Genomic DNA, 26733 nt, shown 5'->3' on the forward strand with positions numbered 1-26733 from the left:
GCGAACGCCCGTTCATCTGACTTAGCCTGTCGTCAACCTGATACACGCGCTCCGATGCACGTCAACCACGCTCCGTTCAGCCCCATGAGCCGGACGCGGTGCGGCCGGCAGCCGACCTACCCCGCAGTGACACCATGACCGACGCAGCCGCCCCCTCCGCCCTGGCCCGACTGAAGATCGACCGCAGCGCGCAGGCGACGGCCCGGCGAGGCCCCGCGCTCCTGCCCTGGGTCGTCGCAGCCGGCATCAGCCTGGCCGCGGCCGGCGCCTGGGCGCTGTATCCGCGCACCGTGCCGGTCACGGCCACGTCGGTCGTGCAGAGCACCCCGTCGCAACAGTATGTGCAGCTCACGGCAGCCGGCTACGTCGTGGCCCAACGGCGGGCCGCTGTGTCGTCCAAGGCCTCGGGCCGCCTGATCGAGCTGAACGTGCGCGAGGGCTCGCAGGTGCAGAAGGGCCAGCTGCTGGCCCGGCTCGACGCCAGCGACATCCAGGCCACCATCCTGGCCGCCGAGGCGGCCGTGCACCAGGCCGAAGCCAACCACAAGCAGGCCACGGTGCAGCTCATCAACGCGCGTGCCGAAACCGCGCGCACCCGCAGCCTCGAGTCCCAAGGCTTTGTCTCGGGGCAGATGGTCGACAACGTCGTGGCCAAGAACAAGGCCGTGTTCGCCCAGGTGGCCGCCGCAGAAGCCGCGCTGGCGCAGGCGCGCGCCCAGCTCAAGGCCCAGAAGGTGGCGCTGGACTACACCGAAATCCGCGCGCCCTTCGACGGGGTGGTGCTGGTGAAGAACGCCAACGTCGGCGACATCATCCTGCCGATGTCGAGCGCAGCGGGCGCCCAGGGTGCGGTGGTCACCATGGCCGACATGAGCACCCTCGAGGTCGAGGCCGATGTGTCGGAAGGCAACCTGTCGAAGGCCCGTCCCGGTCAACCGGTCGAGATCACGCTGGACGCCCTGCCCGGCACCCGCTTCCGCGGGCAGGTGGTCGGCATCGTCCCCACGGTGGACCGAGCCAAGGCCACCGTCATGACCAAGATCCGCTTCGACCAGCTCGACCCGCGCGTGCTGCCCGAGATGAGCGCCAAGGTCGCCTTCCTGTCCAAGGCCATCACCGAGGCCGATCAGCAACCGGTGACGGCTGTGCCCGCCACCGCCATCACCGAACGCGATGGACAGAGCGTGGTCTGGCGCCTGCAGGGCCAGGGCGAGGCCAGCACGGTCGAGGCCGTGGCCGTCAAGCCCGGACGCCAGCTGGGTGACCTGCGCGAAGTGGCCGGGGCCATCAAGCCGGGGGACAAGATCGTGGTCACACCGCCCGCGCGTCTCAAGGACGGCGCTCGCGTCGCGCTGAGCACCTCCTGACCGCGCGCGAGGCCGTTCACCATGCAGTCCCCGAAACGTGAACCGGTGATCCGCATCGATCACCTCAGCAAGACCTACACCCGCGGCGGGCAGCCCATTCCTGTGCTGCGCGACATCAACCTCGAGGTGACGGAAGCCGAGTTCGTCTCGCTGATGGGCCCCAGCGGCTCGGGCAAGAGCACGCTGCTCAACCTCATTGCCGGCATCGACCAGCCCAGCAGCGGCACCATCGCCATCAACGGGGTCGACATCGCCACGTTGGATGAAACGGCCCTGGCCGACTGGCGCGCCGCCAACGTCGGCTTCATCTTCCAGTTCTACAACCTGATGCCGGTGCTGACGGCGTACGAAAACGTCGAGCTGCCGCTGCTGCTGACCCACCTGAGCCGCAAGCAGCGCAAGGCCCACGTCGAGGCGGCCCTGGAGATGGTGCGCCTGGCCGACCGCATGGACCACTACCCGAACGAGCTGTCCGGCGGGCAACAGCAGCGCGTGGCCATTGCCCGCGCGCTGGTGACCGACCCGACGCTGATCGTGGCCGACGAGCCCACGGGCGACCTGGACCGCGCCACTGGCGAAGAGGTGCTGGCCCTGATGGACGAGCTGCACCGTGATCTGGGCAAGACCATCGTGATGGTGACGCACGACCCCAAGGCCGCGGCCCGCGCCAGCCGCATGATCCACCTCGAGAAGGGCGTGCTGGTCAGCGACCCGGCCGAGGCCCACTGAACCGGGCCGCCGATGTTCCTGTTCAAGCTGCTGCTGAAGAACGCCTTCCGGCACAAGCTGCGCACGCTGCTGACCATGGTGGGCCTGATCGTGGCCATCAGCGCCTTCGGGCTGCTGCGCACCATCGTCGATGCCTGGTATGCGGGCGTGGACGCAACCTCGAGCACGCGGCTCATCACGCGCAGCGCCATCTCGGTGGGCTACCCGCTGCCGCTGTACTACGCCGAGCGCATCCGCAAGATCGAGGGCGTCACGCACGTGACCTGGGCCAACTGGTTCGGTGGCATCTACATCGACCGCAAGAACTTCTTCGCGCGCTTTGCCGTGGACGGACCCAGCTACTTCGCGCTCTACCCGGAGTACCGCGTCAGCGACGAGCAGCAGCTCGCCTTCCTGGCCGACCGTCAGGGCGCCATTGTGGGCCGCAAGACGGCGCAGCGCTTTGGCTGGCAGGTGGGTGACACCATCCCGCTGCAGGGCAACATCTACCCTGGCAACTGGAACTTCACGATCCGCGGCATCTACACCGGTGCCGACGCCCGCACCGACGAAACACTGATGCTGATGCACTGGTCGCTGCTGGCCGAAAGCGTGCGCAAGCGCGTGGGCTCGGCCCAGGCCAACCAGGTGGGCCTGTATGTGGTGGGCATCAAAGACCCAAATCGCGCCGCCGCCATCTCGCAGGAGATCGACGCCCTGTTCAAGAACTCCGGCGCCGAGACCCGCACCGAAACGGAGAAGTCCTTCCAGCTCGGCATCGTGGCCATGAGCCAGGCGGTGCTGATGGCCATCCGCGCGGTGAGCTTTGTCGTCATCCTCATCATCATGGCTGTGATGGCCAACACCATGACCATGACCGCGCGCGAGCGCCTGGCCGAATACGCGACGCTCAAGGCCCTGGGCTTTTCGCCGGCCTTCGTGGTCAAGCTGCTGTTTGGTGAGAGCCTGATGATCGCGGCCATCGGCGGGGCCATCGGCATCGCAGCGACCTTCCCGCTGGCCAGCGCCTTCCTGTCGCAGACCCAGCAGCTGTTCAAGGTCTTCGAGATCTCGCAGGAAACCATGCTGATCCAGGCCGGCGCCGCCCTGGTGGTCGGGCTGATTGCGGCCGCCTGGCCCGCCTGGAAGATGTCGCGCATCGACATCGTGCAAGGCCTGCGCCACGTTGCCTGACGCCTCCTCATGCGCGCCATCCCCCTCTCCTACGTGATGCGCAACCTCTGGGTGCGCCGCGTCACCACCGCCCTGACGGCCGGCGGCATGGCCCTGGTCGTGTTCGTGTTCGCCACCGTGCTGATGATGAGCGAGGGCATCAACGAGACCATGGTGGCCACCGGCCAGCTCGACAACGTCATCGTGCTGCGCAAGGGCGCGGGCACCGAGATCAACTCGGCCATCACCCGCGATCAGGCCGCCGCCATCGAGGCCCTGCCGGCCGTGGCCACCGACAGCCTGGGGCGCAAGCGGGTCTCGCGCGAGGTGGTGGTGCTCAACAACCTGCCCAAGCGCGATGGCGGCGAGATGAGCAACGTGATGGTGCGCGGCACCAATGCGGTCGGCATGTCGTTGCGCCCGCAGGTGCGGCTGGTCCGCGGGCGCATGTTCCGGCCCGGCACGTCGGAAGTCATCGTGGGCTCGGGCATCGCACGCGGCTTCGCCAGCATGGAGATCGGGCACACGCTGCACTTCGCCGGCCGCGACTGGCTCGTCGTCGGACACTTCGATGCGCAGCGCAGCGGCTTCGACTCCGAGCTGTGGGCCGACAGTGAACAGGTCATGCAGGCCTTCCGGCGCGCCGTGTACTCGACCCTGCTGTACCGCCTGAGCTACCCCGGCGCCTTCGACGCCTCGCGCCAGGCCATGGCCGCCGACCCGCGCCTGCAGATGGATGCCAAGCTCGAGCAACGCTTCTATGCCGAACAGTCCGAGTCCATGTCGCGCTTCATCAAGCTGCTGGGCCTGTCCCTGTCGGTGATCTTCTCGATCGGTGCCATCGTGGGCGCCATGATCACCATGTTCGCGGCCGTGGCCTCGCGCATCGGCGAAATCGGCACGCTGCGCGCCCTCGGCTTTCGCAAGGAGGCCGTGCTGATCGCCTTCCTGGGCGAGTCGCTCGGCCTGGCGCTGGTCGGCGGCCTGGTGGGGCTGGGTGGCGCCTCGCTGATGCAAATGGTCAACATCTCCACCGTCAACTACCAGACCTTCTCCGAGATCGCCTTCCGCTTTCGCTTCACCCCGGCGGTGGCCACGCAGACCATGGCCTTCGCCCTGCTGATGGGTTTTCTGGGCGGCTTCGTGCCGGCCTGGCGCGCAGCCCGGCTGAGCATCATCGAGTGCCTGCGACAGGCCTGACCGCCATGGCATCCCCTCCGACCCACGTGGCACTCCGGGCGGCATGGCTGTCTTGCCTGCTGGCGGGTGCGCTGGCTCATGGTGCGAGCCAGTCCAATCCCGCTGTGGCTGCGGTGCCCCCCGTCGGGACAGAGGCGCCGAGCGCCGTGCGCCCCCCGCCCACGCTGACCCCCGGCATCGGCGCGGCCCAGGCCACCAGCCGCGCCGCCGACCTGATCGCCCGGGGCTACACCGAGCAGGAGTGGTGGCTCGGCGGCACCGCGCAGGTCCACGACCGGGCAGGCAGCCGCTCGGAAGATGGCCGCTGGGCCGCCCGCCCGCGCGCAGGCAGCGCCCGCCCCTATCAGACCCGGTTGCTGGTTCGGCGTCCGGCCGACCCGACCCGCTTCAACGGCATCGTGCTGGTCGAGTGGCTGAACAGCACGCTGAAGTTCGACCTGGATGGCGGCTGGATCCTCCTGCGCGACGAGATCCTGCGTGAAGGCTACGCGTGGGTCGGCGTCAGTGTGCAGGCCGAGGCCCTGCCCGGCTTGCTGGCCCAGGGACCGCACCGCTACGACGTGCTGCGCCTACCGGGTGATGCTTACGCCTGGGACGTCTATGGCGATGCCTTGCAGACCGTTCGTCAGCACGCGCAGCGCCTGCTCGGCATCCCCGCTCCGCCGCGACTGCGCTTGCTGGGCGTCGGGTACTCGCAATCTGCGGTGTTTCTCACCACGTGGTTGAACGCCTTCGAGCCGGTCCTACGGCGACTCGACGGCACGCTGCTGCACGGTGCCGCGCCCGTGGCGGCCCCCTTGAACGGCGACGAGGGCCACGCATTTGCCCCACGCCTGCGTGCCGACCTGAATCGGCCCGTCATGCAAGTGCAAACCGAGATGGAGGTGTCGGTGAGCTGGCCCTTGTCCAAGACCCCGGATACCGCCAGCGTGCGCTACTGGGAGGTCGCGGGAGCCGCCCACCTCGACGCCGATGTGCAGGCCGAGACCCGCGCCGTCGCACCGCGCGACTGGCTCGACAGCGAGCCCGTTTGCCTCAAACCGCTCAACGCCCTGCCCTTGCGCCACGCCGATGCGGCGGCCCTGCATGCGCTGCGCCGCTGGGTGGTCGACGGGGTGCCACCCCCCACCGTGCCGCGCATGGGCCGGGGCCCGCTGGGCTTTCTGGCGCACGACGACGATGGCAACGTGCTCGGCGGCCTGCGTCTGCCCGAGATCGATGCCCCGCTTGCCCGCTTCGGCACCTACGGCAACGTCAGCCGGGGCTGGCCTTCGGTGCGGGGTCTGTACACCTGCATCGCCGGCGGCAGCACCGTGCCCTTGTCGGCAGAACGACTGCAACGGCGTTACGGCGATCGGGCCAGCTGGCTGCGGGCGGTGCAGACGTCGGCCGATCGGCTGCTGCAGAGCGGGCTGTTGCGCCCGGCCGACCACGCCCTCACGCTGGAGACAGCGCGCCGGACCCCGTGGCCGGCGTCGCGCTGAGCGCCCCCACCGCCTCGGTCCGTCCCGACTGCCGCGCGGCATCCAGGATGGCCGCCTGCAACGCCGTCTGAACCGCCGCCAGCTCGCCAGGGCGGGCAGTCAGGTGCAGATCCACCCCGTCGTCGCCCTCCGGTATGGCCACCACCATCAGCATCCGGAAAGCGACACCACAGATGTCGTACCAGGCCGGACCGCCCTGCCCCAGGTCGATGCGGTAGATCGGAAAGTTCACGCAGTTGTTCAGGATGAAGCCCGCGCGCAGCGTCTCGGCTGCCGGCCGCATGAACAGGCGCCACACCGCCTTGCGCTGGCGATAGCGCTCCATCAGCGCCAGCAGGTCGAACAGTTCCTCATGGGCCACTTGTGCGGCCGTGGGCCGACAGCGCAATGCCAGCTCGGGCAGTGACAGGCTCGCAACCTCGGCGGCCGTGCTGCGCCCTTCGCCATAGCCCAGTGCATTGCCGAAGTAATCACGGGGAATGCGCAACCGCCGCCGGGCGCGCAGATCCAGCACGATGCCTACGCTGCGCTCGACACCGGGCTGCAGCAGCGGCGACATGTGCTTGAGGCAGAACGCGGCCACCAGCTCCGAGGTGCTGACCGCCGCGGTCGCCTCGCCGCACTCGCGGGCCTCCTCCTTCCAGCGCCGCACCAGCACCGCCGGCACGCGCAACACCGCCTTGCGCAAATGCAATGCCTGCCAGCCCAGCCGCGCAAACAGGCCCATGCGCTCGGTCATGCTGGGGTCATACAGCAGGCCGGCCTCGCTGCGCGGTGGGCGGTCGGCCACGGCGTCCACCAGCGGCTGACGGTCGAACGAGCGCAAGGGCACGCTCTCACCCAGGCAGGCACGCGACCAGTCCTGCATGAACTGCCAGAAGCTGACGCCGTCGAACACCGAGTGCGGGCCGTAGCACGACAGCACGATGCCGCCATCGTCGAAGCGCCAGACATCGACCTGCAGCAGCGGCACGTCGCGCCCCACGATGCGCCACGGCAGAAAAGGCTTGAAGTAGCGCCGCAGGTCGCGGCCCATCGGGCGCTCGACGCCATACGCGGGCGCCGCACCGCGGCAGGCGTGCACGCGGAAGTCGATGCCGGCGTCGTTGCAGTCAACGAAGGCGTGGCCATCTGCGTCCTTCTTCAGGCGGCCCGTGATGATGGGGTAGCCACGCAGCACCTCACGCAAGGCCCGCTCGGCCCGCACCACGTCGAAGCCTTGCGGATAGACCAGCATCACCGGGATGCCCACGTGCCCGTTGAACAGGTCCGACCCGGTCAGGCGTTGCGGCGGGCCTTGCACCCCGGCCTGCAAGCGAACCTGGCGCACCAGCGACGACTTCAACGCGGCCATGACAGCACCTCCGGATCGCGGACGCCTGCAGCAGACATCAGTAGAAATCAATAGACAAAGGGAATCAGGCGCTTGCGCGTCTGCTTGAAACGCCGGTAGGCGTCGCCCAGGGCGGCCTCCAGGGCCGCCTCTTCCACGTGGATGCGATAGAGGTAAATGGCCCACGAGCCGACCAGCATCACCGCCAGGCTGGCCAGGTTGCCCAGCATCAGCCCGAAGCCCCCCAGCGTCATGAGCGCGCCCAGATAGGACGGGTGGCGCAGGTAGCGATAGGCTCCCACATCGACCACCTGGTGGTCGGACTGGACGGTGACAGTGTGGGTGAAGAAGCGGCCCAGCGCCGCCCAGCAATGCATGCGCAGCAGCATGCCCGCCACGATCACCGCCACGCCACCGTGATACGCCCACAGCCGTCCGTCGTCCTGCAGCGCGGTGGGCGCGTGCCAGGCAGCCAGCACAGCCGCCACCTGCAGCATGGAGGCCCCGATCGAGATCACCAGTCCGGAGTAGCGGTCGTCGCCATCGTGGCCGCCCGAGAAGGCCTTCTTGCGCTGCAGCTGGCGCCATTCCATCCACAGGGCCCAGGCCATCACGGCCCAGATGAGCAGGCCTTCTGGCCACACGAAGATCAAGGGTCGAAGCGGGTCCATCACTGCTCGCATCATGTTGAACGCTGAGCAGATTGTGGTGCGGCCTCCTGCGCGGCCCGCCAAGTGCTTTCCCCTGCAGCCGGGCCCGCATCCGCGGGGGGATGGGGGGAGCGTGCGACACCCGCCTCCATCAACGACAACGCCCGCGCAATGGCGGGCGTCATCATGGGGAAAGCAGGTTCGGGCGGATCGCTGGCCCGGGCTCAACCGGCACGAGGCCAGGCACCGCGGCCAGGCGCTCAGCCAGCGCCCTGCAGGTTCACAGCGCGTCCTGGATCAGGCTGCGCTCGGCCACTTCCTGCGGCTCGCGCCACTTGATGCTGCAGCCGATGCTGGGCTCCTGCTCGCCCGGCCCATAGCCGAGGTGGGCCACCAGCCGCATCGCATCGAACAGTTCGCGCGGCAGCTCGGCCTCGACCGGCTCCACACGCCCTGCATCCAGACGCCCGCGGTACTGCAGGCGCATCTCGGCATCGAAGCCGAAGAAATCGGGCGTGCACACCGCACCGTACGCGCGCGCCACGGCCTGCGTCTCGTCGTACAGGTAATGGAAGGGAAGATCCCAGGCGCGGGCCTGCTGCTTCATGGCGGCAAAGCTGTCCTCGGGGTAGGCCGTGGCATCGTTGGAATTGATGGCCACCACGTTGACACCGATGGTGGCCAGTTCGCGTGCATCGCGGATCAGCCGCGGCATCATCGCCTGCACGTAAGGACAGTGGTTGCAGATGAAGGCCACGACCGTGCCGCGGCGTCCCATCAGCTGCTTGAGCGAGTGGTAATGGCTGTCGACGCCCAGCAGGCGGAACGGGGCGGCGGGCCAGCCGATGTCGGCGATCGGGGTGGTCAGGGCCATGGTGATGTCCTTTCAGGCGAGGTACTGCAAGGGAACACGAACACGGGAGGAAAGCGGCATGCCGGGCCCGGGCCTCGTGCTGCCGACGCCCTCCCGGGCGGGCACGCAAGGCCTTCGTAGGCTGCGCTTTCCGTGATGGAATCACACCCTTCCGGTGAACGCAAGCCCCGCTTCGTAACAGGGCCGGGTGCGTCAGGGTGACACACGGATGACACGCCTCAGTACCCCGCCAGCGCGCGTTGCCGACGCTCCATCATCCGCCAGATGAAGGGTGTAAAGATGAGTTGCATGGCCAGCGCCATCTTGCCTCCCGGCACCACGATGGTGTTGGCGCGCGACATGAAGGAGTCGTTGATCATGTTGAGCAGATACGGGAAATCGATGCCCTTGGGATTGGCAAACCGGATCACGCACAGGCTCTCGTCGGCGGTGGGGATGTCGCGTGCGATGAAGGGGTTGGAGGTGTCGACCACCGGCACGCGCTGGAAGTTCACATGCGTGTGCGCGAACTGCGGGCAGATGTAGTTCACGTAGTCCGGCATGCGGCGCAGGATGGTGTCGGTCACGGCCTCGGCCGAATAGCCGCGCACATGCTTGTCGCGCCACAGCTTCTGGATCCACTCGAGGTTGATCACCGGCACCACGCCGATCAGCAGGTCAGGGTAGCGCGCGATGTCGATCTGGGGCGTGACCACGGCACCGTGCAGGCCTTCGTAGAACAGCAGGTCGGTGTCGGACGGCAGGTCTTCCCAGGGCGTGAAGGTGCCTGGCTCCTGACCGTAGGGTGCGGCTTCGCTCGCGTCGTGCAGGTAGTGGCGGGCCTTGCCCGTGCCGGTTTCCGAATAGCTGCGAAACAGCTGCTCCAGCTCGGCAAACAGGTTGGTCTCCGGCCCGAAATGGCTGAAATGGCCATTGCCGGAGCGTTCGGCCTCGGCCTGGCGCGCACGCATCTCGCTGCGGTCGTAGCGATGGAAGCTGTCGCCTTCGATGAGGGCGGCCTTCACGCCCTCACGGCGGAAGATGGCCTCGAAGGTGCGCGTCACCGATGTGGTGCCCGCCCCGGACGAGCCCGTGATCGCGATGATGGGATGGCGTTCGGACATGGTGCCCCCTTCAGTCGCGGAACAGACTGCGCTCGGCGAACAGCGGGTTCAGGTCGCTGCGCGTGACGGGCTCGTGGTGGTAACGCTCGATGCGTTCCACCTCGGCACGCGAGCCGAACACCAGCCCGATGCGCTGGTGCAGCGAGGTGGGCCGCACGCCCAGCAGCGGCTGGCGGCCGGTCGAGGCCCGTCCTCCCGCCTGCTCCATGATGAAGCCGATGGGGTTGGCCTCGTACAGCAGGCGCAGACGGGCCGGCCGGCTTGCCTCTCGCGTATCGCGCGGGTACAGGAACACGCCGCCCCGCATCAGGATGCGGTGGGCCTCGGCCACCATCGACGCGATCCAGCGCATGTTGAAGTCCGAGCCGCGCGCCCCGGCCGCACCGGCCAGGCACTCGTCCACATAGCGCTTGACGGGTGGCTCCCAGAAGCGGCTGTTGGACGCATTGATCGCGAACTCGCGCGTGTGCTCCGGCACCTGCAGTTGAGGATGGGTCAGCATGAACTCGCCCAGGTTGGGATCGAGCGTGAAGCCGACCACGCCGTTGCCCACGCTCAGGATGAACATGGTGCTGGGGCCGTACAGGGCATAGCCTGCAGCAACCTGCGCCGCACCGGGCTGCAGGAAGTCGGCCTCCTCCACATCGCGCTCGCCCGCCGTCACGCCCGCGGGCGCCCGCAGGATGGAGAAGATGCTGCCCACAGTGAGGTTGACGTCGATGTTGCTCGAGCCATCGAGCGGATCGAACACCAGCAGGTACTTGCCGCGCGGCCAGGCCTGGGGGATCTGGTAGGGCTCGGCCATTTCTTCAGAGGCCATGCCGGCCAGATGCCCCGCCCACTCGGTGCGGCGCAGAAAGACTTCGTTGCTCAGCACATCGAGCGGCTGCTGAACCTCGCCCTGCACATTCGTCTGGCCTCCGACCTGATCGAGGCCAGGAGCCAGGCGGCCGAAGGCAACCGTGCGCGCAATGGCCTTGCAGGCCAGGGCCACGTCGAGGATCAAGGCATTGAGCGCGCCGCTGGCGCCCGGAAAGCGGCGACGCTGCTCGATGAGGTATTGCGTCAGGGTGAGGGGATGGGTCAGCGACATGGTGACGCTCCAGGGAGGGTTGCAGATTCGGGGGCGGCCTGCCGGAACACCCGGCTGGCGGCAAAGTCGGCGACGGTGAGCGTGGCCAGCGCGGCTTCGTCGAGCACGGCGTGGCGTTCGGCAAACAGACGGCTGGCCTGGCGCAGGCGCGCGCGCTCCAGCGCGTTGCGCACGCTGCGCGCGTTGGCAAAGTGCGGCTGCTCGCGCCGCAGGCTCACGTAATGAGCGAATGCCTCGCGCGCGCCCGGTCCGAACCGATAGCGCTCGGCATCCAGCATGCGATCGGCAATCTGCAGCAAGTCGGGCGGGTCGTAGTCCGGAAAATCGATGTGGTGCGCGATGCGGCTGCTCAGACCCGGGTTGGACTGAAAGAAGGTCTGCATGCGGTCGGGGTAGCCCGCCAGGATCACCACGAGGTCATCGCGGTGGTTCTCCATCACCTGCAGCAGGATCTCGATGGCCTCGGCGCCGTAGTCGCGCTCGTTCTCGGGGCGATAGAGGTAGTAGGCCTCGTCGATGAACAGCACACCGCCCATGGCGCGCCTGAGCACCTCTTTCGTCTTGGGCGCCGTGTGGCCGATGTACTGGCCCACCAGGTCGTCGCGCGTGACCGACACCAGATGCCCCGTGCGCACATGCCCCAGCCGGTGCAGGATGGTGGCCATGCGTTGCGCCACCGTGGTCTTGCCTGTGCCCGGGTTGCCGGTGAAGCACATGTGCAGGCTGGGCGTGCCGGTGCCCAGGCCATGGGCGGCCCGCAGCCGGTCGATCACCAGCAAGGCCGCCAGCTCGCGCACCTTCTGCTTCACGGGCTGCAGGCCCACCAGCTCGGTGTCCAGCTCGTCCAGCACCGATTCCACCTGCGTGTCGGCCAGCACCTCGTCCACGGTCCGTGGCGCGCGATCCGGCAGCGCAGGCGCACCGGCTGCATCGGCACCTGGCACGCCAGGCTGCTGCGGTGACGAAGTCCATGGCTGTTGGGCCTTCGCATCGCGCGGCGCCGCCGGCACCGGCGCCCCGGGCAGCCGGAACACCGGCGCCGTCATGAGGTGGCCCCGGCTCCGTAACGCTCACCTTCAGGCCGCTCGGCCTCGTAGCCGCGCACGGTATAGCGCTGCATGCGGCCCCAACCTTCGGCGCGCACCAGTCCGAAGCCCGCTTCGGATGCGGGCCGCTGCACGATGAAGCTCATCGTGATGGACTCGATGCCGCGTGTGGCGTTGAACGCCACCAGCCGGATGTAGTACTGGGGAAAGGTCGCGCGGCATTCGCCCAGCACCTGCATCACGCCGGCCGCGTCTTCCAGGTCGAACATCGGCATGCCGAACATCTCCCAGTAGGTGTTGCGCGGATGCGGGTCGTCGGTGTATTCCACGCTCCACGCGTGGCCCTGGCGCAAGCCCCACTGGATCTGCAGGCGGATCTCGTCGTCGCTCAGGTCGGGCAGGAAGCTGAACTGGCCCTGGGTGAGCCGGCCGGTCGGGTTGGTCATCATGGCGTGCGCTCCGGGTCAGGCAAGGGCGGGGGTGGCGACGTGGTCGCTGGTGTCGGTCGAGGCGTAGTTGAAGGCCACGTCCTTCCAGGTATCGAGCGCCTGGGCCAACGGCGCGCACCAACGGGCGGCCTGCTGCAGGATCTCGGGGCCTTCCTCGTCGATGTCACGTCCCTCGTTGCGTGCCTTCACCATGGCTTCAAGCGCCACGCGGTTGGCCACGGCGCCGGCCTGGATGCCGGCGGGGTGGCCGATGGTGCCGCCGCCGAACTGCAGGATCACGTCGTCGCCGAACAGGCTCAGCAGCTGGTGCATCTGCCCGGCGTGGATGCCGCCCGAGGCCACCGGCATCACCTTCTTGAGGTCGGCCCAGTCCTGGTCGAAGAACAGCCCGCGCGGCAGATCCTGCCGGTTGTAGGCCTCGCGGCAGACGTTGTAGTAGCCCTGCACCATCAGTGGATCGCCTTCGAGCTTGCCCACGGCGGTGCCTGCATGCAGGTGGTCGACGCCCGCCAGGCGCAGCCACTTGGCCATGACCCGGAAGCTGACCCCGTGCGACTTCTGCCGCGTGTAGGTGCCATGGCCAGCACGGTGCATGTGCACGATCATGTCGTGCTTGCGTGCCCAGTTGGCCAGGCTCTGGATGGCGCTCCAGCCAACGATCAGGTCGACCATGACGACGACCGAGCCCAACTCCTTCGCAAACTCGGCGCGCTCGTAGATGTCTTCCATCGTCGCGCCGGTCACGTTCAGGTAACTGCCCTTGACCTCGCCGGTGGCGGCGGTGGCCTTGTTGACCGCGTCCATCACGTACAGAAAGCGGTCGCGCCAGTGCATGAAGGGCTGCGAGTTGATGTTCTCGTCGTCCTTCATGAAATCGAGCCCGCCCTTCAGGCCTTCGTAGATCACGCGGCCATAGTTGCGGCCGGACAGGCCGAGCTTGGGCTTGGTGGTGGCGCCCAGCAGCGGGCGGCCGAACTTGTCGAGCCGCTCGCGTTCGACGATCAAGCCGGTGGGCGGGCCCTTGAAGGTCTTGACGTACGCCACCGGGATGCGGATGTCCTCCAGCCGGCAGGCCTTCAGCGGCTTGAAGCTGAAGACGTTGCCGATCAGGCTGGCCGTCATGTTGGCGATCGAGCCTTCCTCGAAGAGGATGAGGTCGTAGGCCACCGAAGCGAACACCTGTCCCGGCTGGCCGGGCACGGGCTCCACCTTGAAGGCCTTGGCCCGGTAGGTGTCGCAGGCCGTGAGGCGGTCCGTCCAGACCACCGTCCAGGTGGCGGTGCTGCTTTCGCCGGCCACCGCGGCCGCGGCCTCGACCGGGTCCACGCCGTCCTGCGGCGTGATGCGGAAGAGGCACACCACGTCCGTGTCCTTCGGAACGTAGTCGGGCTCCCAGTAGCCCATCTGGCGGTACTTCAGCACCCCGGCGCTGTAGCGCTGCCGGGCGTCGCGGATGATGCCCTCTTCGACTGGCTTGTTCATGACCTGCCCCCATGTCTGATCGATGGATCAGCCGACTGTAGGAAGCGAGGTCGCTAAGGTAAATTCAGTTTTTCTTTTCAGCCAGTTCAGCAATCACTTAACAAACCACCTCACGCAGGTGACGCTTCCGCGTTCTGAGGAACCAGCAACTTGGCCACCAGGGCACCGGCGTACCGGGCGTCGAGCGGAATGCGCACGTGCAGCGGGCTGCCGGGTGCCGCGGTGATCGGATCGCCGTCCATGTTGCGCATGGCGTCCAGCCGGAACTGCAGGTTGCCCTTCGGGTGGATGATCTCCAGCGTGTCGCCCACATCGAAGCGGTTCTTGACCTCGACCTCGGCCCAGCCATCGGTACCCGTTTCACGCACTTCGGCCACGAACTGGCTGCGGTGGAACTGCGAGTGCCCGGTGATGTAGTTCTGGTAGTCCTGGGCCGGGCGGCGCTGCAGGAAGCCGCTGGTGTAGCCGCGGTTGGCCATGCCTTCGAGCTGCAGCAGCAGGTCGGGGTTGAACGGCCGGCCAGCCACGGCATCGTCGATGGCCTGACGATAGACCTGGGCCACGCGCGCCACGTAATACAGCGACTTGGTGCGGCCTTCGACCTTGAGCGAATCGACCCCGATCTCGGCCAGGCGCGCCACATGCTCGACGGCCCGCAGGTCCTTCGAGTTCATGATGTAGGTGCCGTGCTCGTCTTCCATGATGGGCATGAGCTCGCCCGGGCGCTCGGCTTCTTCCAGCAGGTAGACCCGGTCGGCCGCCGGGTGGCGCTTGCCGTCGCCGCAGCCCGAGAAGGCCTTTTCGGCGGCTTCCTGCTCGCGGGCAAAGTTGAAGTCGCCTTCCAGCTTCAGCGGCACCGCCTCGCCGGTGTCCGACTGCTCGGTGGCGCCATGGGTCTTGTACTCCCAGCGGCAGGCGTTGGTGCAGGTGCCCTGGTTCGGGTCGCGGCGGTTGAAGTAGCCCGACAGCAGGCAGCGGCCAGAGTAGGCAATGCACAGCGCGCCGTGCACGAACACCTCCAGCTCCATGTCTGGGCATTCCTGGCGGATCTGCTCGATCTCGTCCAGGCTCAGCTCGCGGGACAGGATGATGCGCTGCACCCCCACCTTGCCCCAGAACTTCACGGAGGCGTGGTTGACCGTGTTGGCCTGCACCGACAGGTGGATGGGCACCTCGGGCCACTTCTCGCGCACCATCATGATCAGGCCCGGGTCGGCCATGATCAGGCCATCGGGCTTCATCGCGATCACGGGCTCGATGTCCCGCAGATAGGTGCGCACCTTGTCGTTGTGCGGCAGCAGGTTGCTGGTAACGTAGAACTTCTTGCCGCGCGCGCGAGCCTCTTCGATACCCTGCTGCAACTGTTCCAGGCGGAACTCGTTGTTGCGGGCACGCAGGCTGTAGCGCGGCTGGCCGGCGTAGATCGCATCGGCGCCAAAGTCATAGGCGGCGCGCATCTTGTCGAGCGAGCCGGCGGGCAGGAGCAGTTCGGGGGCTGGGCGTTTCACGGGCGGTATTGTCGCTGTTCGCGGGTCTCACGGCATCCCCCGGCGCGATCCCCCCACCCCACCACCGCGTATTCACCTCGCTTCCACCGCATGCGCAGCGTCACCTTTCGTCAACTCCGCGTCTTCACCGAGGTCGCGCGGCACCTGAGCTTTGCACGCGCCGCCGAGGCCCTGCACCTCACGCCGCCAGCCGTGACCATGCAGGTCAAGGAGCTGGAAGGCCACGTGGGCCTGCCGCTGTTCGAGCGCCAGGGGCGCCAGGTGCAGCTCACGATGGCGGGCGAGTACTTTCTGGTCTACGCGCGCCGGCTGCTGTCCACCCTGAAGGACGCGGAAAACGTCATGGCCCGCTTCCGCAAGGTGGAAACCGGCGTGCTGACCATCGGCCTGCTGAGCACCGCCGGCTACTTCCTGCCCGCGCTGCTGGCGCGCTTCCAGGCCGAGCACCCCGGCATCGACGTGCGGCTGGACGTCACGCGCGACCTGAGCAAGCTGCTGGACCGCCTGCATGGCAACGAGATCGACCTGGCCGTGATGGGCCGCCCCCCGCGCGAGGTGGCCATGCGGGCTGAGCCCTTTGCCGCCCACCCCATGGTGTTCGTGTGCGCGCCGGGCCACCCGCTGCTGGGCGTGGGCCACCCGCCGCTCGACGCGCTGGTGCGCCACCCGCTGATCGTGCGCGAGCCCGGAGCCGAGGTGCGCGCGGCGCTGGACGCCTACCTGCGCGAACACCGGCTCGACCCGCGCGTGGCCATGACCATACCCAGCAACGAGACGCTGAAGGCCTCGGTGATGGCGGGCATGGGCATCGGCTTTCTGTCGTTGCACGCGGTGGCCAGCGAACTGCGGGCGGGCCTGCTGCACGTGGTCGAGTTCGAAGACACGCCGGTGGTGCGCACCTGGAACATCGTGCACGAGGCCTCGAAGGTGTTGTCGCCGGCTGCCGAGGCCTTCCGCTACTTCCTGCTGGACGAGGCCGAGGCTCTGCTGGCCGCGCAGGCCGAGGCGCTGCTGGGCCAGCCGATCAAGGCTGCGATCGAGTCCCGCTGAGCGCGAGCGAGGCCTTCGGGTCGCGGAACACCAGCGGCTGCTCGCGCACACCGGCTTCGGCCTGCGCAACGGCCTGCTCGATCAGGTAATGGTGCGGCGACAGGCTGCACACCGGGTCGGCCGCGGCCGGGTCCTGCGCGAGCATGTAGGCTTGGCAGCGGCACCCACCCAGGTCCTTTTCCTTCTCGGGGCAGGTACGGCACGGGTCTTTCATCCAGCCGTCGCCCCGGTAGCGGTTGAAGCCTTCGGACGCGTACCAGATGGACTCGATCGACTGCTCGCGCACATTCGGAAAGGCCAGCCCGGGCAGCATCTTCGCGGTGTGGCATGGCAAGGCGGTGCCATCGGGCGTGACAGTCAGGAAGACATTGCCCCAGCCATTCATGCACTTCTTGGGCCGGTCTCCGTGGTAGTCGGGCACGACGAAGAAGAGGCGCATGCGGTCGCCGAGCTTCTCGCGCCAGGCCTGGGTGGTGCGCTCGGCGGCTTCCAGCTGCGCGCGGGTGGGCAGTAGCTGCGCGCGGTTCAGATGGGCCCATGAGTAGTACTGGCTGTTGGCCAGCTCCATGTACTCGGCACCCAGCGCGTCGCCCATCGCGATGATCTCGCCGATGTGGTCGATGTTCAGACGGTGCAGCACCACGTTCATCACCATCGGGTAGCCATGGGCCTTGATCAGGCCGGCCACCTTCTGCTTGAGCTCGAAGGTCTTGGTGCTGGACAGGAAATCGTTGACCTCGCGCGTGGCGTCCTGAAACGACAGCTGGATGTGGTCCAGACCGGCGGCCTTGAGCGCGGCAATGCGCGACTCGGTCAGGCCCACGCCCGATGTGAGCAGGTTGGTGTAGAAGCCCAGGCGGTGTGCCTCGGCCACGATGGCTTCGAGGTCGTCACGCACCAGCGGCTCGCCGCCCGACAAGCCGAGCTGCACGCTGCCGGCGGCGCGGGCCTCGCGCAACACGCGGAACCAGTCTTCGGTGCTCAGCTCCTGCTCGGGCGTGGTCTGCGCAAAGTCCACCGGGTTGTAGCAGAACACACAGTGCAGCGGGCAGCGGTAGGTCAGCTCGGCCAGCAGCCAGAGCGGCGGGCCGGGGCGCGGCGCGGCAGCCGAAGGCCGGTCGGGCGCGGCCGTCATGTCGACGCTCATGCGGGCACCACCGGCGTGATGTCCAGCCAACGCTGGGCCCGCGCCATGTCGACAAAGGCCAGCACGTCGGCCTGCAAGCCCGTGGTCTGGAAGGCCTGCTCCAGCTCGGTCACGATGGCCTGCACGCTTCGCTCGCCATCGCAGCGCTGCATGATCTCGCCCGCGCTGCGGTTCAGCTTGATCATGCCCTCGGGGTAGAGCAGCACCCAGGCATCCTGGGCCGCCTCCCATTGCAGCCGATAAGGCGCGCGCACGCGGGGTGTGTCGTCCGGCGCGGTCTGTGTGGCAGGCAGGTTGGCGTGGCTCATGCTGTCGTGTCCGGTGTCAGGCCCGCGGCCCGGTGATCTCGACCTTGCACTGGCTCAGCATGATGGCGTCGGCCAGCGCCCACAGCACATCGAGCTTGAACTGCAGGATCTCGAGCGCGCGCTCCTGCAGCGCACGCGTCTGGCTGAAATAGTCGAGCGTGAAGCGCAGGCCATGCTGCACATCGCGCCGGGCCTGGGTCAGGCGGTTGCGGAAGTACTGCAGGCCCTCCGCCTTGATCCATGGGTAGGCCTCGGGCCACAGGTCCAGCCGCTGCTGGTGGATGTGCGGGGCAAACAGTTCGGTCAGGCTGGATGCGATGGCCTCCTGCCAGGGCTGCTGCCGCGCGAAGTTCACATAGGCGTTGACCGCGAAGCGTGCGGCCGGGGCCACCAGGCGCTCGGACACGACGTCGTCGCGGGTCAGGCCCACGGCCTCGCCCAGACGGATCCACGCCTCGATGCCGCCTTCTTCACGCACGCCGTCCACCTGGCGCCCGTCGTGATCGAGGATGCGCTCGATCCACTCGCGCCGGATCTCGCGATCCGGGCAGTTCGACAGAATGGCCGCGTCCTTGATGGGAATGGCCACCTGGTACAGATAGCGATTGGCCACCCAGCCCTGCATCTGCTTCTGAGTGAGCTTGCCCTCGGCCATCATCACGTGGAAGGGATGGTGGATGTGGTAGCTGGTGCCCTTCTCGCGCAGGCGGGCTTCGAACTCGTCGGCCGACCAGCGTGGCCGGCCATCGTCGACCCAATGGGCCTGGTGGTGCGTGTGGCTCACAGAATGATCTCCATGCCGTCTTCGGCCACCTCGACGCCGCGGCGGGCCAGTTCGGCGCGCTCGGGGCTGTCCTCGTCGAGGATGGGGTTGGTGTTGTTGATGTGGATGAGCACCTTGCGCGTCGTGGCGGGCAGGCGGTCGAGCCAGGCCAGCATGCCGTCCTCGCCGCTCAGCGGCATGTGGCCCATGGCACGGGCAGTGCGCGTGGACGCACCCAGGCGGATCATCTCGTCGTCCGTCCACAGTGTGCCGTCCACCAGCACGCAGTCGGCCTGCTGCATGGCGGCCCACACATGGGGCTCCATCTGCCCGAGGCCGGGCGCGTAGAACAGGCTGCGGCCGCTGCGCGCATCACGAACCAGCATCCCGGCGTTGTCGCCCGGGTCGGGCTGATCGCGGCGGGGCGAGTAAGGCGGGGCGTTCGACAGCAGAGGCAGCGCCTGCAGGCGCAGGCCGGGCAGGCGGTCGATGGCAAAGCCGGCCTCGTCCAGCGGCATCGCGTGCCACGCCACGCCGCTGTAGTGCGACAGCACCTGGAACAGCGGGTTGCCGCCCATCAGGTCGCTGCGCACCGGCGCCGTGCACCAGATGGCCCACGGCTGGCGGTGCTCGCGCAGCATGTAGAGGCCGGTGGTGTGATCGATCTGCGCGTCCATCAGCACGATGGCCTCGATGGCGGTGTCGCGCAGGGCGCGGCCCGGTTGCAGCGCTGGAAACTCGCGCAGCTGCTGCAGGATGTCGGGCGAGGCATTGAACAGCAGCCAGCGTTCGTCATCGGCGCTGACGGCAATCGAAGACTGGGTGCGCGCCTTGGTTCGCACAGTGCCTTCGCGCCAGCCGCGGCAGTTGTGGCAGTTGCAGTTCCACTGCGGAAAGCCACCACCGGCGGCGCTGCCCAGAATGCGGATTTTCACAGAAGGGAATCCGGTTCAGGTGCGCCAGTGCCGTGGCAGCCGGCGCACCAGGTTCGCCGAGCCGAAGCTCAGCGGTTGGCGATGTACATCGTGATTTCGAAGCCAAAGCGCAGGTCGGTGGCGGCAGGGGTTTCCCAGGTCATGAGCAAGTCTCCTTTGAGGGGTGGCGAGCGAATTGGTCATCCGCCCGGGCCATCACGGCGTGACGGCTGAACTCACTGTAGGGCGCGCGCGGCACGGCCACCATCACGGCTTACCTGCACCTCCGCTCATGAATTTCTGGAGTTCCTTTCTGACACACCGTGTGACACCCCCGTGGAACACCGCCACCTTGCACGGCGCGCTGCTAGCATCGCACCATGTCCGTGCCTCCTTCCCTTTCTCCGAACGACGGGCAACCGCTCGCTTCAGGCTGGCTGGACGTCGGTGACGGCCATCGACTCTGGTGGTCGCGCCATGGCACGCCCGGCGGACACCCCGCCGTGGTCCTGCATGGCGGCCCGGGCAGTGGCAGCAGCACCCGCCACCTCGCGTTCTTCGACCTGACGCGCTGGGACGTCACCCTGTTCGATCAGCGTGGATGCGGGCAATCGGAGCCGCTGGGCTGCATTGAGCACAACACCCTGCCCCACCTGGTGGCCGACGTGGAAGCGTTGCGCCGTCATCTGGGGCTGCCCGCCTGGCTGCTGGTGGGCGGCTCGTGGGGGGCCACCCTGGCGCTGGCGTATGTGGCGCGTCACCGCGCGTCGTGCCGGGGCGTCCTGCTGCGGGGCACCTTTCTGGGCGATGCGGCCGACCTCGCGTGGTTCCTGCACGGCGCTCGCGCACTGCGGCCTGAAACGCACACCGACTTCACCCAGGGCCAGCCGGTGCACACCCTGCTGGATCAGTACCACGTGGCCATCCACCACGGCACACCGGACCAGGCACGCGCCGCGCTGCGCCGATGGTTGAGCTGGGAAGCCGCGCTGGAGTCGCCCCTGCAAGAGGCGGGGCCGACCGTCACACTGCCCGCGGAAGGCAGCCCGGAGGCTGCGCGCCTGCTGGCACGCGCTCGCATCCAGACCCACTACCTGCTGCATGGCTGCTTTCTGCCGCCGGATGGCCTGCTGGCGCAGGCCCACGCCTTGTCCACGCTGCCCTGCGCGGTGCTTCACGGCCGGCAAGATCTGGTGTGCCGCCCGCTCAACGGCTGGGCCGTTCACAAGACGTGGCCGGGCAGCGTGATGCACTGGGTCACCGAGGCCGGACATGCCCCCTTCCATCCCGCCATGGAGCGCGCCATGAGACACCAGCTGGCCCACTTTGCTGAATGCGGCCGCTTTGCCGTTCTGCCGCACACGCCGAAAGAAACCGCATGAGCCTGCGCGCGCAACTGATGGGCCTGATGGCCTGCCTGATGGCCCTGACAATCGGGCTGCTGGCCTGGCGCGAGATCGATGGCACCCGCCGCAGCGTGCACGAAGAGGTCGAAGCCGCCAGTCGGGTAGCGGTGCAGCTGCTGCACCTCGTGGGACAGCGGGACCTCGAAGACGCCCGCATCGTGGTGCAAGGCCTCGGACGGGTGCGTGCCAACGAGATTGCCTTGTTCGACGGGCAGGGGCAGCGCATCTACACCTCGCCCCCCTCGCCTTACAAGCCCGGTCGTCAGGCCCCGATCTGGTTTGCCCGGCTGGTCTCGCCCGACACCCCCGCCCGCGACATCACCCTGCCAGGCGGCCGTATCACGGTCCAGCCCGATCCTTCGCGCGCCGTGCTCGACGGCTGGGATGACTTCCTCCAACTCATGCTGTATGCCGCCGTCGGGCTGGTCGCAGTGGGCGGGCTGACCGCCTGGACGCTGCTGCACGCGCTGGCTCCGCTGGCGCGCATCGAATCTGCCCTGCGCAGCCTGCAACGCGGCGACTACGGCACGCGTCTGCCCCCACTCCCGGGACGCGAAGCGGCGTTGATGAGCCACGCCTTCAATGACATGGCCCAGGCGATTCAGGACAACCTGCACGCCCGCGATGAGGCCCGGGCGGCGCAGGCCAGCCTGGCTCAGTCCCGCGAGCTCACCCAGGTCATCCTGCAACGCATCGAAGCCGAGCGCGCCCGCATCGCCCGGGACCTGCACGACGAACTCGGTCAGCAGCTCACCGCGCTCCGCACGGTGGCTCAGGTACTGAGCCAGGATCCTGCCCTGGCACGCGACAAGGGCGAGCTGGTGGCCTTGCTCAAGCGGGTGGCCGACGACATGGCCGCAAGCCTCCAGGGCATGCTCCCGCGGCTGCGCCCGCTTGCGCTCGACCGTCTGGGTCTGCACGATGCGTTGTCCGATCTGCTGCTGGACTGGCGCCAGGTCGCGCCCCACATCCGCTTCACACTGGACGTGGCGCCGCTTCCCGACGACCTGGGCGACACGCTGGCCACAGCGGCCTACCGCATCGCGCAGGAAGCCGTGACCAACGCCATCAAGCATGCCCGGGCCCATCAGATTCACGTTGGTCTGAGCGAAGAGGCCCAGGCCCTGCGGCTGACGGTGGAAGACGATGGGATCGGCCTGCCGACGGACTGGCAGCGCCCGGGCCACCATGGTCTGCTCGGCATCCGCGAGCGGGTGCACGCGCTCGGCGGCACGCTGACGCTGACCCCCGCGTCACCCGGCTTGCGTCTCCAGGCCGTGCTGCCTTGGGCACAATGCACCCCCCCCCATGCCAACATGCATCCCGTGTCATGAGCTCTCCTCTCAGCGTCCTGCTTGTCGACGACCATGCCGTGGTGCGCATGGGCTTTCGCCTGCTGCTGCAGACCACGCCCGACATCGCGGTGGTCGGCGAGGCCGACAGCGGCGAGCAGGCGCTGGACCTGTACATGGCCCTGCGGCCCGATGTGGTGGTCATGGACATCACCATGCCCGGCATGGGCGGCATCGAGGCCGTGCGCAAGCTGGTTGCCTTCGACCGAGACGCGCGCGTGTTGGCCTTGTCCGCGCACGAGGATGCCAGCCACCCACGACGGGTGCTGAAAGCCGGCGCCAGCGGCTACCTGTCCAAGCGCGGGGCGGCCGAAGCGCTGGTGCAGGCCATCCACGACGTGGCGGCCGGCCGCATCGCGCTCGACCCCCTGATCGCCCAGCGGCTGCACGCCGGCGATGAGGCCCAGGCCACCGTGCTCTCGCGTCTGTCCGAGCGCGAGTTCGAGGCCTTCCTGGGTCTGGCCCGGGGCCAAAGCGTCCAGCAACTGGCCGAGGCCATGCAGCTGTCATCCTCCACGGTCGGCACCTACCTGTACAACATCAAACAGAAGCTGGGCCTGCAGAACCAGGCCGAAATGACCTTGCTGGCCGTGCGCGAAGGGCTGATCGAGCCCTGAGGTGTACCCTCCCCCGTGTTTTCACGGATAATCTGACAACGTAGCCCGCCTGATTGGCGGTGCATGATCACGTTTTCACCCCTGCAAGGAACACACATGACCCGTGACGTCGTCTTCGTGGGCGCAGCCCGTACCGCCATCGGCAGCTTCGGTGGCTCGCTGAAGGACATCCCCCCCGCGCAACTGGGCGCGCTGGTCATCAAGACCGCGCTGGAACGCGCTGGCGTGGCCCCGAAGGACGTCGGCCATGTCGTGCTCGGCAACGTGATCCCGTCCGTGCCGCAAGACGCCTACATCAGCCGTGTGGCCGCGCTCGAAGCCGGCGTGCCGCAGGAAACCCCCGCGTTCAACGTCAACCGCCTGTGCGGTTCGGGCCTGCAGGCCGTCGTGTCGGCCGCCCAGTCCATCCTGCTGGGTGACTGCGACGTGGCCATCGGTGCCGGTGCCGAATCGATGAGCCGCGGCGCCTACCTGGTCACCAGCAACCGCTGGGGCGCGCGCATGGGCGACGTCAAGATGCTGGACTTCATGCTGGGCGCCCTGCACGACCCGCGCCTGAACATCCACATGGGCATCACCGCCGAGAACGTCGCCGCCCGCCATGGCATCAGCCGCGAGCAGCAGGATGCCTACGCCGCCGAATCGCAAGCGCGTGCTGCCAAGGCCATCGCCGCCGGCCTGTTCAAGGAACAGATCGTCCCGGTCGAGATCAAGACCCGCAAGGGCGTGGTGGTGTTCGACACCGATGAAGGCGTCAAGGCCGACACCAATGTCGACACCCTGGGCAAGATGAAGCCCGCCTTCAAGAAGGAAGAAGGCACGGTGACCGCCGGCAATGCGTCGACCCTGAACGACGGCGCCGCCGCCGTGGTCATGGCCTCGGCCGAGAAGGCCAAGGAACTGGGCCTCAAGCCGCTGGCCCGCCTGGTTTCCTACGGCCACGCCGGTGTCGAGCCCGAGTACATGGGCATCGGCCCCGTGCCCGCCTCGAAGGCCGCGCTGGCCAAGGCCGGCCTGACCGTGGCCGACCTGGACGTCATCGAGTCCAACGAAGCCTTTGCCGCCCAGGCCTGCGCCGTGTCCAAGGAAATGGGCTTCCCGGCCGACAAGACCAACCCGAACGGTTCCGGCATCTCGCTGGGCCACCCGGTCGGTGCCACCGGCGCCATCCTGGTGACCAAGGCCATCTACGAACTGCAGCGCATCAACGGCCGCTACGCCCTGATCACGATGTGCATTGGCGGTGGCCAGGGCATCGCCATGGTCATCGAGCGCATGCAGTAAGCCGCATCCTCCCGCACACCAAGGGGCCGCAAGGCCCCTTTGTCGTTTGCCCCTACCATCTGGCGCCATGCATGAGTTGACGTTGCACCCCTGGTCTCACCCCACCCGCGAAGGGTTCACCCTGCGCGGCTGGCACACCACCCCGCGTGGCAAGCCGCTGCTGCACATGCTGCACGGCAACGGCTTTTGTGCGCGGATGTACGAGCCCATGCTCAAACCGCTGTCCGCCCATTTCGACCTGTGGCTCAGCGACGTGCAAGGCCATGGCGACAGCGACGTGGGCGAGCGCTTTCTGGGCTGGAACCGCAATGCCGAACTGGCGCTGGAAGCGCTGCAAACCCAGGGACAGGTCTTCAAACAGGTGCCGCACGTGGCCGTGGGCCACAGCTTCGGCGGGGTGCTGACGGCCTTGATGATGGCCAGCCACCCGCGACACTTCCAGCGCGCCGTTCTACTGGACCCGGTGCTGATGCCCCCGGCCATGCTGTTCGGGTTGACGCTGGCCGAGCTCACCGGCACGGCCAAGCTGGCACCGATGGCCCGGCAAGCCCGTCAGCGGCGCCATCACTGGGCCAGCCGTGAGGCCGCCTTCCAGGCCCTGCACGGCCGGGGCACCTACAAAGGCTGGACCGACGAGGCACTGCGCGCTTTCGTCGACCACGGCATGAAGGACACCCCCGACGGTGGCGTGGCGCTGAAGTGCCCGCCCAGCCGCGAAGCCGAGATCTTCAGCACCGGCCCCGAGCGGCTGTGGGCCTCGCTGGGGCGGGTGCACACGCCCACGCTGGTGCTGCGCGCCGCGCACACCTTCGGCTTCGTGCGGGAGGCCGTGTCGCGCTGGGCCCTGGTCAACGACGTGGTGCAGGAATCGGAGTTTCCGGGCGGGCACTGCTTCATGCAGACGCATCCGGAAGACACGGCCAAGGCAGTGAGCCGCTTCCTGCTCGCACAGCGCGACAAGGTGCACAGCTGAGCGCAGCAAGGCACCCATACCCGGGTTAACCCTCAAACCCGGCATTCAACTTGCTTTAATAATGGAAGTGCGTCGCGGTGCGCCCTTGCGCACCTCACGCTGCTGCCTGGTGCACCATGCTTCACACCCGCCTCATTCCCCTCAGCCCCGATGCGCACCACCATGCGCACGGCCACCACCAGCTCGTGCTGTCGGTGGACGGCAAGGCCGAGTTCGAGGTGGAGGGCCATGGTGGCGAGGTGTGCCGCATGCGGGCCTGCCTGGTGCCCGGCAACGCTGAACACCAGTTCGCAGGGCTGGGCAACAACCGCATGCTGATCATCGACTTCGATGCGGGCGACATGCCGGCGCACGACCTCGACCTCATGGGCCGCCTGTTCTCGGTGCCCCGCTACCCCCTGCTGGACGCCGACTTTCAGCACCTTCTGCGCTACGCGAGCGCCGAACTGAACCGCTTCGGCAGCGACCCGCTGCTGGCGCAGGGCCTGGGCGGTGCTCTGCTGCGTGCCCTCCACCTGCGCCTGTTCGAACAAGAGGGCACGCCTCGCGCCGGCCGGGTCGACCTGGGCCGCATCGACGCCTTCATCGACCGCCATCTGGCGCGCAGCATCGGTGTCCATGAACTCGCCCAGGTCGCCTGCATGAGCACCAGCCACTTCCACGCCGAATTCAAGCGCGTGGCCGGCATGACGCCGCACCAGTACCTGCTCCAGGCCCGACTGAAGCGGGCCACCACCCTGCTGCGCGACAGCAGCCTGCCAGTGGTGCAGGTGGCCGAAGACTGCGGCTTCTCCAGTCAAAGCGCGCTGACCACCGCGATGAGCAAGCACCTGGGGATGACGCCCAAGCGCCTGCGCACGGCCCGCCTGACGCCGGCCTGACACACCCGCGTCACCCGCCTCGGGCCACGCGCCCCCGCGCACACATGGCCACGGGTTATCCCTGACACAGTCCCATGAACGTGGGATGACATGGCGCATGGCATACCGTCTGCCGGGCGCGAGATCGGAGTTTTCGGAAAAACGTCCAGAGGACCGATGAAAAACCGGACACGTCCGTTTCTACGCTGTCCACATGGCCGCGTTCCGCCTGCGGCCCCGTCTCCTCACCCATCTGTACGCACCATGTTCCCAGCCAGCCAGGTTCTGCGCGCCGACTTCCAGCCCGGCCCGCCCGACGCGTTCTTCCCCCGGATCACGGCCAACTACGACGTGGACGAAGCGGCCTACCTGGCCGAGCTCGTCAAACTGGCCGACCCGGGTCTCAAAGGCGTGGAAACCCAGCGCGCAGAGGCACGCGCCCTGATCGAGGCCGTGCGCCGTCAGGACAACGCGGTCGACACGCTGGACGCGCTGCTGCGTCAGTACAGTCTCGACACGCAGGAGGGCCTGATGCTGATGTGCCTGGCCGAGGCCCTGCTTCGCGTGCCAGACCGTGCTACCGCCGACG

At 68.0% G+C, this 26733-nt stretch carries 27 protein-coding genes; 13 read left to right on the forward strand and 14 right to left on the reverse strand.

The features are described from left to right. The first annotated feature begins 134 nt into the window (after window positions 1–134). The 5 genes from QZ709_RS17480 to QZ709_RS17500 are packed head-to-tail and all read left to right on the forward strand — an operon-like array spanning window position 135 to window position 5932. The gene (locus QZ709_RS17480) at window positions 135–1367 is read left to right on the forward strand and encodes an efflux RND transporter periplasmic adaptor subunit (RefSeq protein WP_294638737.1); all 1233 of its coding nucleotides are present in this window, start codon (window positions 135–137) and stop codon (window positions 1365–1367) included. A gap of 21 nt (window positions 1368–1388) precedes the next feature. After that, a complete protein-coding gene (locus QZ709_RS17485) occupies window positions 1389–2096 on the forward strand; it encodes an ABC transporter ATP-binding protein (protein WP_294638739.1) in 708 nt (235 codons plus the stop codon). A 12-nt stretch (window positions 2097–2108) separates the two neighbouring features. Then, window positions 2109–3269 (forward strand): FtsX-like permease family protein, encoded by a 1161-nt coding sequence (locus tag QZ709_RS17490; protein ID WP_294638741.1) that lies wholly within the window; start codon window positions 2109–2111, stop codon window positions 3267–3269. A 9-nt stretch (window positions 3270–3278) separates the two neighbouring features. Next, the gene (locus QZ709_RS17495) at window positions 3279–4448 is read left to right on the forward strand and encodes an ABC transporter permease (protein ID WP_294638742.1); all 1170 of its coding nucleotides are present in this window, start codon (window positions 3279–3281) and stop codon (window positions 4446–4448) included. A gap of 5 nt (window positions 4449–4453) precedes the next feature. After that, window positions 4454–5932 carry an alpha/beta hydrolase domain-containing protein gene (locus tag QZ709_RS17500; RefSeq protein ID WP_294638744.1) on the forward strand — a complete coding sequence of 493 codons (1479 nt, stop codon included), beginning with the start codon at window positions 4454–4456 and terminating at the stop codon, window positions 5930–5932. On the opposite strand, the gene QZ709_RS17505 is transcribed toward QZ709_RS17500, so the two are convergent. The 9 genes from QZ709_RS17505 to yegQ form a co-directional block, all read right to left on the reverse strand. After that, window positions 5886–7286 (reverse strand): acyltransferase, encoded by a 1401-nt coding sequence (locus QZ709_RS17505; RefSeq protein ID WP_294638745.1) that lies wholly within the window; start codon window positions 7284–7286, stop codon window positions 5886–5888. The genes QZ709_RS17500 and QZ709_RS17505 overlap by 47 nt on opposite strands. A gap of 47 nt (window positions 7287–7333) precedes the next feature. Further along, the gene (locus QZ709_RS17510; protein ID WP_294638747.1) at window positions 7334–7936 is read right to left on the reverse strand and encodes an isoprenylcysteine carboxylmethyltransferase family protein; all 603 of its coding nucleotides are present in this window, start codon (window positions 7934–7936) and stop codon (window positions 7334–7336) included. A gap of 259 nt (window positions 7937–8195) precedes the next feature. Continuing rightward, window positions 8196–8789, reverse strand: a complete 594-nt coding sequence (locus tag QZ709_RS17515) for a thioredoxin family protein (RefSeq protein ID WP_294638748.1) — start codon at window positions 8787–8789, stop codon at window positions 8196–8198. A 218-nt stretch (window positions 8790–9007) separates the two neighbouring features. Next, window positions 9008–9892, reverse strand: coding sequence for a phosphoribulokinase (locus tag QZ709_RS17520; RefSeq protein ID WP_294638749.1), 885 nt, complete (start codon window positions 9890–9892; stop codon window positions 9008–9010). A gap of 10 nt (window positions 9893–9902) precedes the next feature. Next, a complete protein-coding gene (locus QZ709_RS17525; protein WP_294638750.1) occupies window positions 9903–10985 on the reverse strand; it encodes a class 1 fructose-bisphosphatase in 1083 nt (360 codons plus the stop codon). Next, window positions 10976–11929, reverse strand: a complete 954-nt coding sequence (cbbX, locus tag QZ709_RS17530; protein WP_294638751.1) for a CbbX protein — start codon at window positions 11927–11929, stop codon at window positions 10976–10978. Before cbbX ends, QZ709_RS17525 begins: the two co-directional genes overlap by 10 nt. Window positions 11930–12027: 98 nt before the next feature. After that, window positions 12028–12480 carry a ribulose bisphosphate carboxylase small subunit gene (locus QZ709_RS17535; protein WP_294638752.1) on the reverse strand — a complete coding sequence of 151 codons (453 nt, stop codon included), beginning with the start codon at window positions 12478–12480 and terminating at the stop codon, window positions 12028–12030. Between the two features lie 15 nt (window positions 12481–12495). Then, on the reverse strand, window positions 12496–13962 hold the full coding sequence (locus QZ709_RS17540; RefSeq protein WP_294638753.1) for a form I ribulose bisphosphate carboxylase large subunit: 1467 nt from the start codon (window positions 13960–13962) through the stop codon (window positions 12496–12498). Between the two features lie 110 nt (window positions 13963–14072). Next, complete coding sequence (gene yegQ / locus QZ709_RS17545) at window positions 14073–15470, reverse strand: tRNA 5-hydroxyuridine modification protein YegQ (RefSeq protein WP_294638754.1); 1398 nt, start codon at window positions 15468–15470, stop codon at window positions 14073–14075. 90 nt (window positions 15471–15560) lie between these two features. On the opposite strand from yegQ, the gene QZ709_RS17550 reads away from it, so the two are divergent. Continuing rightward, window positions 15561–16520 carry a LysR family transcriptional regulator gene (locus tag QZ709_RS17550; RefSeq protein ID WP_294638756.1) on the forward strand — a complete coding sequence of 320 codons (960 nt, stop codon included), beginning with the start codon at window positions 15561–15563 and terminating at the stop codon, window positions 16518–16520. Here QZ709_RS17550 and pqqE read toward each other — a convergent pair. The 5 genes from pqqE to pqqA all read right to left on the reverse strand — a co-directional run bounded on the left by pqqE (window position 16495) and on the right by pqqA (window position 19816). Continuing rightward, on the reverse strand, window positions 16495–17667 hold the full coding sequence (gene pqqE / locus QZ709_RS17555) for a pyrroloquinoline quinone biosynthesis protein PqqE (protein ID WP_294638757.1): 1173 nt from the start codon (window positions 17665–17667) through the stop codon (window positions 16495–16497). The two genes, QZ709_RS17550 and pqqE, sit on opposite strands and share 26 nt — an antisense overlap. Then, on the reverse strand, window positions 17664–17975 hold the full coding sequence (gene pqqD / locus QZ709_RS17560; protein WP_294638758.1) for a pyrroloquinoline quinone biosynthesis peptide chaperone PqqD: 312 nt from the start codon (window positions 17973–17975) through the stop codon (window positions 17664–17666). The genes pqqE and pqqD overlap by 4 nt, the downstream gene beginning before the upstream one ends. Before the next feature lie 16 nt (window positions 17976–17991). Further along, window positions 17992–18759, reverse strand: coding sequence for a pyrroloquinoline-quinone synthase PqqC (gene pqqC / locus QZ709_RS17565; RefSeq protein WP_294638759.1), 768 nt, complete (start codon window positions 18757–18759; stop codon window positions 17992–17994). Beyond that, a complete protein-coding gene (gene pqqB / locus QZ709_RS17570) occupies window positions 18756–19673 on the reverse strand; it encodes a pyrroloquinoline quinone biosynthesis protein PqqB (RefSeq protein ID WP_294638760.1) in 918 nt (305 codons plus the stop codon). Before pqqB ends, pqqC begins: the two co-directional genes overlap by 4 nt. A 68-nt stretch (window positions 19674–19741) precedes the next feature. Further along, window positions 19742–19816 carry a pyrroloquinoline quinone precursor peptide PqqA gene (gene pqqA, locus QZ709_RS17575; RefSeq protein ID WP_109038365.1) on the reverse strand — a complete coding sequence of 25 codons (75 nt, stop codon included), beginning with the start codon at window positions 19814–19816 and terminating at the stop codon, window positions 19742–19744. Between the two features lie 216 nt (window positions 19817–20032). On the opposite strand from pqqA, the gene QZ709_RS17580 reads away from it, so the two are divergent. From QZ709_RS17580 to QZ709_RS17610, 7 genes are all read left to right on the forward strand, one after another. Further along, a complete protein-coding gene (locus QZ709_RS17580; RefSeq protein WP_294638761.1) occupies window positions 20033–21034 on the forward strand; it encodes an alpha/beta fold hydrolase in 1002 nt (333 codons plus the stop codon). Then, window positions 21031–22392, forward strand: a complete 1362-nt coding sequence (locus QZ709_RS17585) for a sensor histidine kinase (RefSeq protein WP_294638762.1) — start codon at window positions 21031–21033, stop codon at window positions 22390–22392. Before QZ709_RS17580 ends, QZ709_RS17585 begins: the two co-directional genes overlap by 4 nt. Beyond that, a complete protein-coding gene (locus tag QZ709_RS17590) occupies window positions 22389–23027 on the forward strand; it encodes a response regulator transcription factor (RefSeq protein ID WP_294638763.1) in 639 nt (212 codons plus the stop codon). Before QZ709_RS17585 ends, QZ709_RS17590 begins: the two co-directional genes overlap by 4 nt. A gap of 96 nt (window positions 23028–23123) precedes the next feature. After that, entirely contained in the window at window positions 23124–24311 is a 1188-nt protein-coding gene (locus tag QZ709_RS17595; RefSeq protein WP_294638764.1) for an acetyl-CoA C-acyltransferase family protein, read from the forward strand. A 67-nt stretch (window positions 24312–24378) separates the two neighbouring features. After that, on the forward strand, window positions 24379–25284 hold the full coding sequence (locus tag QZ709_RS17600; RefSeq protein WP_294638766.1) for an alpha/beta hydrolase: 906 nt from the start codon (window positions 24379–24381) through the stop codon (window positions 25282–25284). A gap of 116 nt (window positions 25285–25400) precedes the next feature. Next, window positions 25401–26165, forward strand: a complete 765-nt coding sequence (locus QZ709_RS17605) for an AraC family transcriptional regulator (protein ID WP_294638767.1) — start codon at window positions 25401–25403, stop codon at window positions 26163–26165. Between the two features lie 243 nt (window positions 26166–26408). Further along, window positions 26409–26733 (forward strand): hypothetical protein (locus QZ709_RS17610; RefSeq protein WP_294638769.1); only part of this gene is annotated, 325 nt, incomplete at its 3' end.

Origin of the sequence: uncultured Aquabacterium sp., from assembly GCF_913773725.1 — a bacterium.
Taxonomy (GTDB): Bacteria; Pseudomonadota; Gammaproteobacteria; order Burkholderiales; family Burkholderiaceae_C; genus Aquabacterium.